The 14515-nt window shown below is 64.8% G+C and carries 12 protein-coding genes; 6 read left to right on the top strand and 6 right to left on the bottom strand.

Features of this window, described 5'->3' with window-relative positions; all coding sequences use genetic code 11:
- Positions 1-124: 124 nt before the first annotated feature.
- Both JQ604_RS37980 and JQ604_RS37975 read left to right on the top strand, forming a co-directional pair.
- Entirely contained in the window at positions 125-1867 is a 1743-nt protein-coding gene (locus JQ604_RS37980; protein WP_212365869.1) for a type I secretion system permease/ATPase, read from the top strand.
- Positions 1864-3159 carry an HlyD family type I secretion periplasmic adaptor subunit gene (locus tag JQ604_RS37975; RefSeq protein WP_212365868.1) on the top strand — a complete coding sequence of 432 codons (1296 nt, stop codon included), beginning with the start codon at positions 1864-1866 and terminating at the stop codon, positions 3157-3159. The genes JQ604_RS37980 and JQ604_RS37975 overlap by 4 nt, the downstream gene beginning before the upstream one ends.
- Positions 3160-3443: 284 nt before the next feature.
- Here the strand turns inward: JQ604_RS37975 and JQ604_RS37970 are convergent, their stop codons facing one another.
- Complete coding sequence (locus tag JQ604_RS37970; RefSeq protein WP_212365867.1) at positions 3444-3926, bottom strand: CinA family protein; 483 nt, start codon at positions 3924-3926, stop codon at positions 3444-3446.
- 263 nt (positions 3927-4189) lie between these two features.
- Here JQ604_RS37970 and JQ604_RS37965 point away from each other — a divergent pair, with 263 nt between their 5' ends.
- The 3 genes from JQ604_RS37965 to JQ604_RS37955 are packed head-to-tail and all read left to right on the top strand — an operon-like array spanning position 4190 to position 6786.
- The gene (locus JQ604_RS37965; protein ID WP_212365866.1) at positions 4190-5266 is read left to right on the top strand and encodes an amidohydrolase family protein; all 1077 of its coding nucleotides are present in this window, start codon (positions 4190-4192) and stop codon (positions 5264-5266) included.
- Entirely contained in the window at positions 5263-6372 is a 1110-nt protein-coding gene (locus JQ604_RS37960; RefSeq protein WP_212365865.1) for an amidohydrolase family protein, read from the top strand. Before JQ604_RS37965 ends, JQ604_RS37960 begins: the two co-directional genes overlap by 4 nt.
- Positions 6373-6786: a Rieske (2Fe-2S) protein gene (locus JQ604_RS37955; protein ID WP_212365864.1), complete on the top strand. Its 414-nt coding sequence runs from the start codon at positions 6373-6375 to the stop codon at positions 6784-6786. It abuts the gene before it with no gap.
- A 98-nt stretch (positions 6787-6884) separates the two neighbouring features.
- Here the strand turns inward: JQ604_RS37955 and tcuB are convergent, their stop codons facing one another.
- The 5 genes from tcuB to JQ604_RS37930 form a co-directional block, all read right to left on the bottom strand.
- Positions 6885-7982, bottom strand: a complete 1098-nt coding sequence (gene tcuB / locus JQ604_RS37950; RefSeq protein WP_212365863.1) for a tricarballylate utilization 4Fe-4S protein TcuB — start codon at positions 7980-7982, stop codon at positions 6885-6887.
- 14 nt (positions 7983-7996) lie between these two features.
- Positions 7997-8269, bottom strand: coding sequence for a hypothetical protein (locus tag JQ604_RS37945; protein ID WP_212365862.1), 273 nt, complete (start codon positions 8267-8269; stop codon positions 7997-7999).
- Between the two features lie 61 nt (positions 8270-8330).
- Entirely contained in the window at positions 8331-9731 is a 1401-nt protein-coding gene (tcuA, locus tag JQ604_RS37940) for an FAD-dependent tricarballylate dehydrogenase TcuA (protein WP_212365861.1), read from the bottom strand.
- Positions 9732-9811: 80 nt separating this feature from the next.
- Positions 9812-11122 (bottom strand): MFS transporter, encoded by a 1311-nt coding sequence (locus tag JQ604_RS37935; protein ID WP_212365860.1) that lies wholly within the window; start codon positions 11120-11122, stop codon positions 9812-9814.
- Positions 11123-11256: 134 nt separating this feature from the next.
- Complete coding sequence (locus JQ604_RS37930; RefSeq protein WP_212365859.1) at positions 11257-12738, bottom strand: hypothetical protein; 1482 nt, start codon at positions 12736-12738, stop codon at positions 11257-11259.
- A 120-nt stretch (positions 12739-12858) separates the two neighbouring features.
- Between JQ604_RS37930 and JQ604_RS37925 the strand changes: the two genes are divergently transcribed.
- Positions 12859-14439, top strand: a complete 1581-nt coding sequence (locus tag JQ604_RS37925; protein WP_212365858.1) for a hypothetical protein — start codon at positions 12859-12861, stop codon at positions 14437-14439.
- Positions 14440-14515 lie beyond the last annotated feature (76 nt).

Genomic DNA, 14515 nt, shown 5'->3' with positions numbered 1-14515 from the left:
CTTGTCATCTAACGAATATTATGCGGCGAACCGCATTCAGGTTAACGCGACTTCAATAGACGCTGGCCACAAAGATCAGTACAACGTGGTCATCACGTAACTCTTTTTGTCGAGACCTGATTTCATGGCAGCTGCTCCCGCTGTCCGGCGCTCCGAACTCAGCGAGGCCCTGCGGGCGTGCCGCAGCGCCTTCATCGGCGTCGGTCTCATGAGCTGCATGATCAACCTCCTGTATCTGACAGGTTCGGTGTTCATGCTCGAAGTCTACGATCGCGTGTTGCCGAGCCGCAGTGTTCCGACCCTGGTCGGCCTCGTCGTCATCGCCGCCGGTCTCTACATGGCGCAGGGCCTGCTCGACCTCCTGCGCGGTCGCATCCTCGGCCGGATTGGAACCTCGCTCGACGAAGCACTGAATGCACGGGTGTTCGACACCGTGGTGCGCCTGCCGCTGCTGGCCGGGAACCGCAACGAGGGCCTGCAGCCGCTGCGCGACCTCGACAATGTCCGCTCCTTCCTCGGCAGCATGGGGCCGGGTGCGTTCTTCGATCTGCCCTGGCTGCCGTTCTATCTCGCGATCTGCTTCGCGTTCCACTGGCTGCTCGGCCTCACCGCGCTGGTCGGCGCCATCATCCTGGTCGCGCTGACGCTGGTCACCGAATTCATGTCGCGCGCGCCCGCCAAGGAAGCGATGACGCTCGCTGCGCGGCGCAATGATCTGGCCGCCTCCAGCCGCCGCAATGCCGAGGTGCTGGTCGCGATGGGCATGGCCGGGCGCATGAACGCGCGCTGGAACGAGGCGAACGAGAATTATCTCGCCGGCAACCAGCACGCCAGCGACGTCACCGGCGGGCTCGGCGCAGTCGCCAAGGTGCTGCGCATGATGCTGCAGTCCTCGGTGCTCGCGGTCGGCGCCTATCTCGTGATCCATCAGGAGGCGACCGGCGGCATCATCATCGCCGGCTCGATCCTGAGCGCGCGGGCGCTGGCGCCGGTCGATCTCGCGATCGCGCACTGGAAGGGCTTTGTCGCCGCGCGCACCAGCTGGCAGCGGCTGACCCGCCTGTTGCAGCAGATGCCGGCGCGGGCCGAGCAGACCTTGCTGCAGGCGCCGACGAAGAAGCTGTCCGTCGAGAGCGTCAGCATGGTCGCACCCGGCGATCAGCGCGTCATCGTGCAGGACGTCTCCTTTGCGGTCGAAGCCGGCAGCGGCGTCGGCGTGATCGGCCCGAGCGGCTCCGGCAAATCGTCGCTGATCCGCGCCCTGGTCGGCGTCTGGAATCCCGTGCGCGGCAAGGTGCGGCTCGACGGCGCCGCGCTCGACCAATGGTCGTCGGATGTGCTCGGCCGCTACGTCGGCTATCTGCCGCAGGACGTCGAGCTGTTCAGCGGCACCATCGCCCAGAACATCTGCCGCTTCGATCCGGAGGCGAAGTCCGACGGCATCATCGCCGCCGCCAAGGAAGCCGGCGTGCATGAGATGATCATCAAGATGCGCGAGGGCTACGATACGTCGGTCGGTGAGCAGGGCGCTGCCCTGTCCGCCGGCCAGGCCCAGCGCGTGGCGCTGGCGCGCGCGCTGTACGGCAATCCGTTCCTGATCGTGCTCGATGAGCCGAACTCCAATCTCGACAGCGAAGGCGACGAGGCACTGACCCGCGCGGTGCGCGCCGCCCGCGAGCGCGGTGCGATCGTGATCGTGGTTGCGCACCGGCCGATCGGCATCGAGGGCGTCGACCAGCTGCTGGTGCTGAAGGACGGTCGCATGCAGACCTTCGGCCCGAAGGAACAGGTTCTCGGGCAGGTGCTGCAGCGCGTCGCGCCGCCGGCGCCGGTCCGCATCGTCTCCGACGCGGGAGCCAAATCATGAAGACGCGTCAGTCGATCCGCAAGCATCTGCTGTTCGGGTTTGTCGTGGTCATCGTGCTCGCTGGCGGTTTCGGTGGTTGGGCGTCATCCGTGCCGATCTCGGGCGCGTTGATCGCGCCGGGCTCGGTGGTGGTCGATTCCAACGTCAAGAAGGTGCAGCACCCGACCGGCGGCGTGGTCGGCGAGGTGCGCGTGCGCGACGGCGACGTCGTCAAGGCCGGCGACATCGTGGTGCGGCTCGACGAGACCGTGGTCAAGGCGAGCCTTGCCATCGTCGTGAAGACGCTGAACGGGCTCTATGCGCGCGCCGCGCGGCTCGAGTCCGAGCAGCAGAACCGCGACAAGATCGTGTTTCCGCCGCAGCTCACCGATCGCGCCGACGACCCCGATGTCCGCGACGTGATGGCGAGCGAGAGCAAGCTGTTCGAGGTTCGCGTCAACGGCCGCACCGGCCAGAAGGCACAGCTGCGCGAACGCGTCACGCAGCTGAACGAGGAAATCGCCGGCCTGCAGGCGCAGGAAAAGGCCAAGGACAAGGAAATCGACCTGGTGCAGAAAGAGCTGGTCGGCGTCCGCCAGCTCTACGACCAGCACCTGGTGCAGATCACCCGCCTGACCACGCTGGAGCGCGATGCCGCGCGGCTGACCGGCGAGCGCGCACAATACATCGCCTCGCGCGCCCAGGCCAAGGGCAAGATCACCGAGACCGAGCTGCAGATCATCCAGGTCGACAAGGACATGCTGGCCGAGGTCTCCAAGGATCTGCGCGAGACCAACGACAAGATCGGCGAGTTCGTCGAGCGCAAGGTCACCGCCGAGGACCAGCTCCGCCGCATCGATATCCGCGCGCCGCAGGACGGCGTGGTGCTGCAATCGACCGTGCACACGGTTGGCGGCGTCATCACCGCGGGCGATGCGATCATGATGATCGTGCCGAAGGCCGACGATCTCTCGGTCGAGGCCAAGGTCAATCCGCAGGACATCGACAAGCTGCAGATCGGCCAGAAGACGTTGCTGCGGCTCTCCGCCTTCAACCAGCGCACCACGCCGGAACTGAACGGTGTCGTGACCCGCGTCTCCGCCGACGTGACTACCGACCAGCGTACCGGTCAGAGCTACTACACCATCCGCGTCTCGATGCCATCAGAGGAGGTCGCCCGCCTCGGCAGCGAGGTCAAGATCATCCCCGGCATGCCCGTGGAAGCCTTCGTCCAGACCGGCGACCGCACCATGATGTCGTATCTGATGAAGCCGCTGAGCGATCAGCTGATGCGCTCGTTCCGGGAGAAGTGAGTTTTTGCGCTGATCGACGATCAATCGTGCGGCAAACTCCGTTTCACCTCTCCCCGCGCTCTTGCGGGGAGAGGTCGACGCCGTAGCGTAGCGCAGGCGGCGGGTGAGGGGCATGGCACGCGGCCAGCGGCGAGTTCGGTACCGCCGACAGGTCAGTTGAGGAACCGGAGGGGCTGGTTGTATGGCACGATCGTGCACGGCCCCTCACCCGGATCGCATCTGACGATGCGATCCGACCTCTCCCCGCGGAAGAGCGGGGAGAGGTGAAGTCCAGTGCGCAGCGTTCACCGGGACAAATTCTTCAACAACAGCTCCAGCGCGGTCTTCGCGAACACCTGCATGTTGGCTTGCCGGTCATCGCTGCCGGTCTCCAGCGTAATCACCTCGTGCTGCGGGCCGGCCACGGCCATGCAGCTGTGCCCGGCGGCATCGCCGTAACGATTTCCCTTGGGCCCGGTCGCGCCGGTCTCCGACAGGCCCCAATCGGTCGCCAGGCGCTCGCGGACCTGATTGGCCAGCAGTTTTGCGTAAGGCTCCGACGCCGAGCGCAGGCCTTTCATGGCCTCGTCGGAGATATCCATCAGGGCGCGCCGCGCATCGCGCGTATAGATCACGCCGCCGCCGAGGAAATAGGCGGACGCCCCGGGCACCGACAACAGCGCGGCCGAGATCAATCCGCCGGTCGATGATTCCGCGACTGCAATGGTCTGCTTGCGTTCCATCAGTCTTGCGGCGACCTGCTCGGCTATAGCGTAAAGCTCTCTCATCTGGTTTTGGCTCCCATGAACCATCTCCGCCAGGAACGGCCCATGTTTTCCTAGCACACGGCCACGCCGTTTGCGCAAGTTGCGGGCTCGGGACGAGCCTGCTTGAATATCGGACAAGAACCAAGCGGCACGCCTGACAATATGCCGTGACCACGAGCATGATCCGGAAAAGTGGGTACCGGTTTTCCGATCAGATCATGCTCAAACAAAAAGCCGGAGCGGGAGGACGGTTCGGAGAACCGTCGTCTCGCGGAGGAAACACCATGACGTCGCCGATCGCAGGTGGCGTGGATTGCGACCTGCATCCCGCCGTGCCGCATCTGACCAGCCTGCTGCCGTACATGAACGACTACTGGCGCGATCAGGTGACGACGCGCGGCATGACGGACCTGATCTCGCAATCCTATCCGCTGAACTCGCCGATCTCGTCGCGGCCGGATTGGCGGCCGGCGCAGGGCAAGCCCGGCTCCGATATCGCCGACATGCAGCGGCAGGCGCTCGACACATTCGGCACCGCCTATGGCATCTGCAATCCGCTGTACGGCGTGCAGATGGTGTTTTCCGAAGACATGGCTGATGCGTTCTGCCGCGCGCTGAACGACTGGCTGGTGAAGGAGTGGCTCGACAAGGACGATCGGCTGCGTGGTTCGATCGTGATCCCCGTGCAGAGCATCGCGAAGGCCGTCGCCGAGATCGAGCGTTGCGCGGCCGACAAGCGTTTCGTCCAGGTGCTGATGCTCGTCATGGGCGACATGCCCTTGGGCAAGCGGCATTACTGGCCGATCTATGCCGCGGCCGAGCGTCATGGCTTGCCGATCGGCATCCATGCCGGTAGCGCCTATCACAATCCGCCGACCTCGGTCGGCTGGGGCTCCTATCACATCGAGGACTATGTCGCGCAGGCGCAGGCGTTCCAGACGCAGCTGACCAGCCTGATCGTCGAGGGCGTGTTCGCGCGCCATCCGAACCTGAAGATGGTGATGCTGGAGTCGGGCTTCACCTGGCTGCCGCCGTTCCTGTGGCGGCTGCACAAGTTCTGGCGCGGCGTGCGCATGGAAACGCCCTGGGTCGACCGCGCGCCGCTGGAGATTGTGCGCAGCAACATCCGTTTCTCGCTGCAGCCGGTCGACGCGCCGCCGGAACCGGACACGCTGAACCGCCTGTTCGACCATATGCAGTCGGACGAATTGATCCTATTCTCGACCGACTATCCGCACTGGCAGTTCGACGGCGACGACGTGCTGCCCAAGGGACTGTCGCCGGATCTGGTGCGCAAGATCATGATCGACAATCCGCTCGCGACCTACGGGCGATTGAAGGTGAGGGAGACGACGCCATGAACATCCAGCTTCGTGATCGTCCCGAGGCGTCAGCGTCGACCGGCATCAAGACCGGGATCGCCGACTGCGACATTCATCCCGCGCGCGCCACCAAGGATGAGCTGTATCCTTATCTGGCCAAGCGCTGGCACGCGCATCTCGAGACTTTCGGCGTCCATCCCTATCAGGGCATGATGGGCGGCCCGCCCTATCCGAAGGCGCAGCCGAACGCCTCGCGCCGCGACGCCTACCCGCCGGAAGGCGGCAAGCAGGGCTCCTCGCTGTCCTTCATGCAGAAGCAGTTGCTCGATCCGAACAATGTCGTGCTCGGCGTGCTCAATCCGCTCGACACCGGGCAGGGCATCCGCAATCAGGATCTGGCCGGCGCGATCTGCAGCGCGATCAACGACTGGCAGATCGAGAAATGGACCAGCAAGGACTCCCGCCTGAAGGGCTCGATCGTCGTCGCCAATGAGGACGGCGTCTCGGCCGCCGCGGAAATCCGCAAGCGCGCCGGCGACAAGAACTTTGTGCAGGTCCTGCTGCTCTCCCGCAATGTCGAGCCGCTCGGCCAGCGCCGCTACTGGCCGATCTATGAGGCGGCGCAGGAGGCAGGCCTTCCGGTCGGCGTGCACGCCTTCGGCTTCGGCGGCAATCCGATCACGGCGTCGGGCTGGCCGAGCTATTACATCGAGGAGATGGTCGGCCATTCGCAGTGCCAGCAGACCGCGCTGGCGAGCCTCGTGCTCGAAGGCGTGTTCGCGCGCTTTCCCAGTCTGAAGATGGTGATGGTCGAGGCCGGCTTCGGCTGGGCGCCGTCGCTGGCCTGGCGGCTCGACAAGGTGTTCGATCGCCTGCACGCCGAGGTGCCGCATCTGACGCGCAAGCCGTCGGAATACATCCGCGACCATATCTGGTGGACCACGCAGCCGATGGAGGATCCGGAGAGCCGCGATCATCTGTTCCAGACCATCGAATGGATCGGCTGGGACAAGCTGTTGTTCGCAACCGACTACCCGCATTGGGACTACGACGAGCCGTCACGCGTGCTGCCGGCCGGCGTCAGCGACGCCAACAGGCAGGCGTTCTATCTCGACAACGCGAAGAAGCTGTACGGTATCTCGTAGATGGCGCGTCACGTGATCGCCCCGGTGGATGAGCTGCCGCCGGGCACGCGAAAATTCCTCGAGATCGACGGCCGGCCGATCGCGGTGTTCAACGTCAAGGGCGAGTTCTTCGGCCTCCTGAACCGTTGCCCGCATCAGGGCGCCGCGCTGTGCGAGGGCCCCTTGATCGGTCTCGCATCGTCATCCGATCCCGGCGAGATCGAGTACACAAAGCTCGGCGAGATCATCCGCTGCCCCTGGCATGGCTGGGAGTTCGACATCCGCACCGGCCAGTCCTATTGCGACCCAAGGCGGTTTCGCGTGAAGGCCTATCCGGTGAATGTCGAGCCGGGCACGAACGTCGTGAAGGGGCCGTATGTCGCGGAAACGATCGCCGTCTCCGTCGAGAGCGATTACGTGGTGGTGGATTTGTGAACGTTTCGTAGGGTGGGCAAAGGCGCACTTGCGCCGTGCCCACCATTCTCGGCGTGCTCGGGATGGTGGGCACGCTACGCTTTGCCCACCCTACGACTTCACATCTCTTGCCGTTCCCGCGCATACCGCACCAGTGCCACGAAGCGGTAGATGCCGTGCACGAATTTTCCGTACGGCATCGTGACGAACAGCGCGAACACGACGCCGAGATGCAGCGCCAGCAGCGGGCCCATCGCGCCGGTCGCGCGCCACAGCAAGAGCGCCAGCCCCGTGACGCTGGTCAGGAACAGCATCACGATGAACGCGGTGTCCATGCCGAGGCTCGCCGCATCCATCAGCACGCGGTCGCGCTTCCACTTCTCCGCGAGCAGGCCGAGCGGGCCGACCACGAGCCCGATGCCGCCGAGCGTGCCCAGCACGACGGGCAGATCCCACCACGCATAGGGCGCCTCGCGTGCCAGCAGGTAGTGGTAGAGTGTGCCGACGCAGGTCGCGGCGAAGCACAGCGCAAAGCCATAGAAGGTGAAGTGGTGGTAGAGCTTGCGGCGGTCGGTCGGCTGGTCGTCCTCGTTGAAGCAGCCGACGCCGCCGCCGTCGAGATAGCGCAAGCTCGCGGCGTCACGGATCGCCTGCAGCAGCGATTTTGCATCCGTCGTCATGCCGACGGGCTCGCCAATGTCGCGCCAGAACGCGCGGATACCCATCGCCAGCGCGACGATGGCGTAGAGGAAGGCGAGGCCGAACAGCAGCGCCATCGCATTGTGCGGCATCAGTTTGTAGAACGCGCCTGGGCCGGTGTGGATGCCAAGGAGCGCGCTGCGATCGTTGACCGCGGCGAAACCGAAGATGAAGACGGCAACGCTCAGCGCCGCGACCAGGCTGATGACGAGGCCGTTGCTTGCGAATGCGCCGGCGAAGGCGCGCGGCCAGGCATAGGCCGCGTAGGATTCGGCACGCGCCACCGCCAGCGTCTGCGGAACGTTGACGTTGAATTCATGCGGCGGCGAGAACTGGCAGTCGGTGTAGCAGGCGCCACAGGAATGGCAGAGGTTGGCGAGGTAGTTGAGGTCGCCGTCGGAGAAGGCGCGGCGCATCTCCATGGCGGGAAATACCGCGCACAGCCCCTCGCAATAACGGCAGGAATTGCACACCGTCATCAGACGGTCGGTTTCGGTAAGGATTGGCGTGCCGTGCATCGCTCTAGGCCTTTTCAAAAGGACGTTCCGCTCCAGGAGCAGACGTTGAAGACTTGGTGCCCACCGGCCCTGAGAACGACGATGTTGCGGCCCTGGTTTTCAGCCCCGGGCAAGATGTACATCTGCTCAAACCAGTAGCCCGCGCGTTGATCGACCCGGATCGAAACGCCGCCCGTGACGGGGATCTGTTTGTCGAGTTTGCCGGAAATATCCGCCACACTGACATGGAGCGAGGCCAACTCGCGCAGCGAGATCGGCTCCTCTGCGCTGGCGGGGATGACGCTCATCAGACTGGCGGCGATGGCAGCGACGACAAATTGTGACGTGGCTCTCCCGGAGGAGACGACTCTAGTTCCGCGCATTCTTCGCCGCCTCCCGCCCGGCGACGCGGCCGAACACGCTGCCGATGGTCATGCCCATGCCGGCGGCGTAGCCTCGGCCCAGCACGTTGCCGGCCATGATCTCGCCGGCGGCGAACATGTTGGCGGCCGGCTTGCCGTCCTTCATCAGCATGCGCGCCTGCTTGTTCACGCGGGTCCCGAGATAGGTGAAGGTGATGCCGGGCCGCACGGGGTAGGCGAGGTAGGGCGGCGTGTCGATCTTGCGCGCCCAATGCGTCTTCGGCGGCGTGATGCCTTGGGTAGCGCAATCATCGAGGATGGTGTGGTCGAACGTGCCCGGCCGCACCGCGGCGTTGAACTCGGTGATGGTCTGTTCCAGCGCGGCCGGATCGAGTTCGAGCTTGCCGGCAAGCTCGGCGATCGTCCCGCCGGCGATCGGCGGAAACAGCGTCGGCATGAAGCTGGTCACGACGGTGGAGTCGAAGATGATGTAGGCGATCTGGTCAGGCTGCGCCGCGACCAGGCGGCCCCAGATCGCGTAGCGCTTCGGCCAGATGTCCTCGCCTTCGTCGTAGAAGCGCGCGGCGTGCTTGTTGATGACGATGCCGAACACCACGGAGTCATGGCGCGTGATGATGCCGCCGTCGAATTTCGGCGCGCGCGCGTCGATCGCCACTGCATGGCACTGGGTGGGATCGCCGATCGCCTGCACGCCCTTGGCGAGCAGCATCTTCAGGATCGAGCCGCGATTATAGGGCGTGCCGCGGATCAGGAAATTGTCGGCGGCCTCGCCCCAATATTCCTTGAGCCATTCGATGTTGGCCTCGAAGCCGCCGGCGGCGGCGACCAGCGCGGACGCCCGCACTTCGGTCTTGCCGTGCACCGGCTTCAGCAATTCCGCCGACAGGAACATGCCGTCCTCGATCTTGAGGTCGATCACCGCAGCGTCATAGAGGATGTCGACGCCGAGCTCTTCGGCCGTCCGATACAGCGCATTCAGCATCGCCCGCCCGCCGCCGAGGAAGAACGAGTTGGTACGGCCGAGGCTCAAAGTGCCGCCGAGCGAGGGCTGCCAGCGCACGCCCTGCTCGACGATCCAGTTCAGGATGTCCTTGGACTCGTGGATCATGAAGCGGGCGAGCTCTTCGTCGGTCTGCCCGCCCGTCACCAGCAGCAGATCCTGCCAGAACTCCTCCTCGGTGTAGGGCCCGGTCAGGATCTCGGTCGCCGCGTCATGGGCGCAGCGCATGTTGCGCGTATGGCGGGTGTTGCCGCCGCGGTAGAACTTTGGCGCGCCCTCCAGCACCAGCACCGAAGCGCCGGCGCGCCGCGCGCTGATCGCAGCGCACAAGGCGGCATTGCCACCGCCGATCACCAGCACGTCAAACCTGCGCGTCAAATCCACCATGCGTTCTTGTTAATGTTGTTGGCATGGAAAGCAACATGCCGGGGCAGGCGGTCGGCCTGCCCCAGATGCAATGCGGACGATCAGGCGGTGACTGCTTCCTGCTGCTCGATGGTCCGGCCGCCGCGATAGACGGTCAGGGCTGCGATGATGCCGAGCGCGGCGCCGAACATCAGCCAGTAGCAGGGCGAAGCCTTGTCGCCGGTCTTGTCGATCAGCCAGGTCGAGACGAACGGCGTGAAGGTGCCGAACAGGCCGGCGGCCAACGCAAAGGCCAGCGAGAAGCAGGTGGTGCGGACATGCGCCGGCACGATCTCGACCAGCGCGCCCAGCATGGTGCCGCTGTAGACGCCGAAATAGAACGAGAACATCATCTCGACCGCCAACAGCTTGCCGAAGGTCGGCGCAGTGACGAGCCAGTGCAGCGCCGGATAGGCGGTCAGCAGCGACAGCACCGCGATCCCGACCAGCACCGGCTTGCGGCCGATCCGGTCGGAGAGGGCGCCGCCGACGGGATTCCAGATGAAGTTGGTCACCGCGACCAGCAGCGTCACCAGCAGCGCGTCCTGCGTCGACAGCTTCAGCACCGTCTTGCCAAACGTGGGGGTGTAGACCGTGACGAAATAGAACGTCGTGGTGGTCAGCACCGCGATCATCATGCCGAGCACGACGATGCGCCAGTTTGCGATTGCCGAGGCGAACACTTCGCTGGCGGTCGGATGCTTCTTCATCGCCAGGAACGCCGGGGTTTCCTCCAGCGTCCGGCGGAGGATAAAGATCACGGGAATGATCATGCAGCCGACGAAGAACGGAATCCGCCAGCCCCAGTCCGCGACAGTCGCAGCCGGCATGCTCTCGCTCAGGATATAGCCAAGGATCGAGGCGACGAAGATCGCGACCTGTTGGCTGGAGGACTGGAACGAGGTGTAGAAGCCGCGATTGCCGGGCGTTGCGATCTCGGCAAGATAGACCGAGACGCCGCCAAGCTCGACGCCGGCGGAGAAACCCTGCAGCAGGCGCGCGATCAGCACGATGATCGGCGCCGCGATGCCGATGGTCGCATAGGTCGGGCACACCGCGATCACCACGGTGCCGACAGCCATGATCGCAAGCGTCACGATCAGGCCCTGGCGGCGGCCGATGCGATCGATATAGGCGCCAAGCACGATTGCGCCGACCGGGCGCATCAGCGCACCGAGCCAGAACACACCGAAGGCGTTGAGCAGCGCCGCCGTCTCGTTCTCCGACGGGAAGAACGCCTTGGCGATCAGCGGCGCATAGAAGCCGAACAGGAAGAAGTCGAACTGCTCGAGGAAATTGCCGCTGGTGGCGCGCAGGATGGCGCCGAGGCGTGACTTGATTTGCGGTGTCTGTGTTGAGCCGGTCTGCGACATAACGCCCTTCCTCCCCGTGACCAAACCGGCGAGAAAAAGCCGCGCCAGCCGAGGCAGTTACCTGCCTTCTGCGACAATTTGGCACATCGGGGAGACCAGGCCAACAGGGATGTCTATCGACCAAAGGCGCAATCTCAGGCGGCGGGCATCACCGGCACGGTGTAACTGCGCGTCCGGGCGCGCTGGGCGACCGACCAGAACCGGTCGCGCTGCACCTGCTCGTCCAGCGCCCCCATCACCTGGGCCGTCACATCATCGTACCGGTCCGGATCGTGATAGAGCACGAGCGTGGCGCCTGCGAGCACATGGGCCGAGTAAACCGCGGGCAGCACGGCAGCGCCGTCCTTCAGGGCGCGGGCGAAACGCCAGGCGGCCTGCTCGTCGAAGGAATCCCAGGTCTCGACCTGCTGCAGCGAGAAGCCGTTCAGCGATGCGAACGGCGTCTTGACGATCGCTGATCCCACGATCGCGGCGGCATATTGCATCAGCGCGATCGGCAGCGTGAGGTGGAGGCGGATGCTGCCGGAACCCGGCACCGGAACTTCGCCCCGCACGCTCGCCGTGGTGGCGCTGCCACTGAGCTTTGCTGCGACCTCGGATAGCAGCGTGATGTAGGACTGCTTCGCCGCGACATTGAGACCGTGCAGCGAGCCGATCGCCCCGATCGCAAGTCCGACGCGCAGCGCGTCGACGGGATGTGTGTCGAGGGATTCGCCGGGTTGCGCCACCGCCGAGGTCCACAATCCCGGCGCCGGTGCCGGTCCGGTCTCGCCGTGGAAGGCGGCGAGCAGCGCAATGAAGTTCAGCGCAAAGGACGGCCCCATGTTGAGCGTCGCGCAGGCATCCGCCGAGGCCTCCTCGATCCAGTAGCGCCAGAGCAGGCCGAGCATCTGCGCGGTCGATGCGTCGACGCCGAGCGCGGCCATGAAACTCGGCACCAGCGTGAGCGGCAAGGCGGTGAGATCGGCGAGCAGGCCCGGCACCGCATGCACGATGTCGTGGCCACCGGTCTCGTGCGCGAGCGCGGCCCAGATCACCGGATGATTGCTGTAGGTCGAAGGCAGGCTGACGATGCCGACATTGGACCCGACGAGATTGGTGACGGCATCGGACGGGAAGGTGAAGGGACCGCGCAGCCCGCTGTGGCTGAATGTCGCAAGCGGCGGCAGACGCTGCACTGTCGAGAGGCCGAGGCGCTGACGCTTGTGATTGGCGAGGAAGGCGCGGAAGAAATGCGAGATCACGACATTGAAGCGCCGCAGCTGCGCACCGAGCGGACTGTCGATCGCGTGCTGATAGATCGCGCCGAGCAGCGTCTCGGCCGGATCGGTATTGCCGGAGATCGTGGTCGCGGCCAGCAGTCGCTCCATGTTGTCGTGCAGCGCGCGCACATAGGCGCGTTGATACGCCCAGGGCAGCAGCGCTTCGCCTGTAGAAATAGCTGACTTGAACGCAACGATCGACGGTGACGTGCCCCACGGCACCATCGCATTTCCTTCGCCGAGCAGGTTCAAGCCGCCGAGGCGCGTGGCGAGCAGCACCGCGCTATCCGATGCGAGCGACAGCGTGGTTTCGTTCGGAGCTGATGCGGAGAGTGTGTCATCGGTCGCGTTCATTGCGGGCCTCCGTGATCACAGCGCGGGATGGGGCAGCAAGCCTGATCAAAACGTCCAGCAGCAATTGCGTCAGTCTTTTTTCAATTTGAAGACAGCGTGGCACAATTTGCACGATGCAACTTGTGGACGCTGTTCGTCGCTTGGATTAATATACAATCTCTAGTTGCCTGCACAATGCGCGGTGCCGACTGTTTTCTCGAAACCCAAGTTTCTTGGCTCAAGTTTCTTGGCTCAGGTTTCCGAGCCCAAGTTTCTGAACCAAACCAAGAAGGAGACCCGGCGATGTCGAACGGCACTTCCCCGAATGCGCCGATCATGTTGGTCAACCCGCCGATGGTGATGTTCACCGGCGGCTTTCCAAATCTCACGCCACCGCCGCAGGTGACGTTCCCGGTGTTCACGCCACCGATCGCACCGCAGATTCATCCGCAGGTCACGTTCCCTCAAGTCACGTTCCCTGTGGTGCATCCGCAAATCACGTTCCCCGTGGTGCATCCGCAGATCACCTTCCCGGTGGTGCAGCCGCAGATCGCGCCGACGGTTTTTCCGCAACTGATCTTTCCCGTGGTCCAGCCGCAGATCGCACCGACGATCACGCCGCAACTGGTGTTCCAGGCGCCGCAGCCTGATGCCGCGTTCGGCCTGCCGAACCTGACGGTGCACGCGCCGCAGATCACGGTGCCGCAGATCGCCGCGCCCCACATCACGGTGCCGTTGCATATCACGGTGCCGCCGCCACCGCCTCCACCGCACGTCACGGTGCCGCTGCATATTACTGTGCCGCCGCAGATCGTCGGACCACAAATCGTGGTGCCGCACATCGTCGCGCCGCAGATCACGCCACAGATCACGGTTCCTCAGATCACGCCGCAAATCACGCCACAGGTCGTGTTGCCTCAGGTCACGCCGCAAATCGTGATCCCGCAGGTCACGCCGCAGATCGTATTGCCGCAAGTGACGCCGCAGATCGTGCTGCCACAGATCGTGCCGACCGTGAATGTCAGCCTGTTCGGCGCCGCCGCGCCGGGCGGAGCCCAGGTCCCGCAGGTCCCGCAGCCTGAGGCGGCCTTTGGCTTCCCGAACCTCAACGTCACGATTCACCCGCAAGTGACGATTCATCCGCAGGTGACCATCCACCCGCAGGTGACGGTGCATCCGCAAGTGACTGTGCATCCTCAGGTCACCGTGCATCCGCAAGTCACGGTGCATCCGCAGGTTACGGTATTCCCGCAGATCGTGGCGCCGCAGATCGTCTTCCCGGTCGCACCGGCGGTCAGCGTCAGCCCGTTCGGGGCCGCGGCACCGCAGGCGGGAGCGGCGCAGATTCCGCCGCTCAACATCCAGCCGCTGGTGCTGCCGCCCAACGTTCAGCCCTTGGTGACGCCGCCGAACATCCAACCGCTGGTGTTGCCGCCCAACATCCATCCGTTGATCTCGCCGCTGAACGTGCATCCTCTGGTGTTTCCGCCACCGACGGTTCATCCGGTGACGGTGCACCCGATCTTCCCGCCGACATTCCCGGTGTTCACGCCGCCGACGATTCATCCCGTCACGGTGAATCTGGTGACGCCGCCGAACCTCCAGCCGCCGCTGGTGCACCCGATCTTCCAGAACCTGACGGTACCGCTGGTGCAGCCGGTCACGCCGCCAAGCTTCGTCATGCTGGTGGCGCAGACCGTGTTCACGCCGCAGCAACGCTGAACCCCAATGCGGGCGCGGGCCGTCGGTCCGCGCCCGCACTCCATCGCGCAATGTCATTTCCCATCGAACTTTGGCG

It is taken from the genome of Bradyrhizobium jicamae (assembly GCF_018130695.1).
In the GTDB taxonomy this organism is placed as follows: Bacteria; Pseudomonadota; Alphaproteobacteria; order Rhizobiales; family Xanthobacteraceae; genus Bradyrhizobium; species Bradyrhizobium jicamae_B.
This window is presented reverse-complemented; position numbering and strand designations above follow the sequence as displayed.

Bases quoted from the DNA above. Each gene is read 5' to 3' on its own strand.
- JQ604_RS37955 (WP_212365864.1), top strand. From the start codon at position 6,373: ATGGCGCGTCACGTGATCGCCCCGGTGGATGAGCTGCCGCCGGGCACG.
- JQ604_RS37930 (WP_212365859.1), bottom strand. From the start codon at position 12,738: ATGAACGCGACCGATGACACACTCTCCGCATCAGCTCCGAACGAAACC.
- JQ604_RS37960 (WP_212365865.1), top strand. From the start codon at position 5,263: ATGAACATCCAGCTTCGTGATCGTCCCGAGGCGTCAGCGTCGACCGGC.
- tcuA (WP_212365861.1), bottom strand. From the start codon at position 9,731: ATGGTGGATTTGACGCGCAGGTTTGACGTGCTGGTGATCGGCGGTGGC.
- JQ604_RS37965 (WP_212365866.1), top strand. From the start codon at position 4,190: ATGACGTCGCCGATCGCAGGTGGCGTGGATTGCGACCTGCATCCCGCC.
- JQ604_RS37975 (WP_212365868.1), top strand. From the start codon at position 1,864: ATGAAGACGCGTCAGTCGATCCGCAAGCATCTGCTGTTCGGGTTTGTC.
- JQ604_RS37945 (WP_212365862.1), bottom strand. From the start codon at position 8,269: ATGAGCGTCATCCCCGCCAGCGCAGAGGAGCCGATCTCGCTGCGCGAG.
- JQ604_RS37980 (WP_212365869.1), top strand. From the start codon at position 125: ATGGCAGCTGCTCCCGCTGTCCGGCGCTCCGAACTCAGCGAGGCCCTG.
- tcuB (WP_212365863.1), bottom strand. From the start codon at position 7,982: ATGCACGGCACGCCAATCCTTACCGAAACCGACCGTCTGATGACGGTG.
- JQ604_RS37970 (WP_212365867.1), bottom strand. From the start codon at position 3,926: ATGAGAGAGCTTTACGCTATAGCCGAGCAGGTCGCCGCAAGACTGATG.
- JQ604_RS37935 (WP_212365860.1), bottom strand. From the start codon at position 11,122: ATGTCGCAGACCGGCTCAACACAGACACCGCAAATCAAGTCACGCCTC.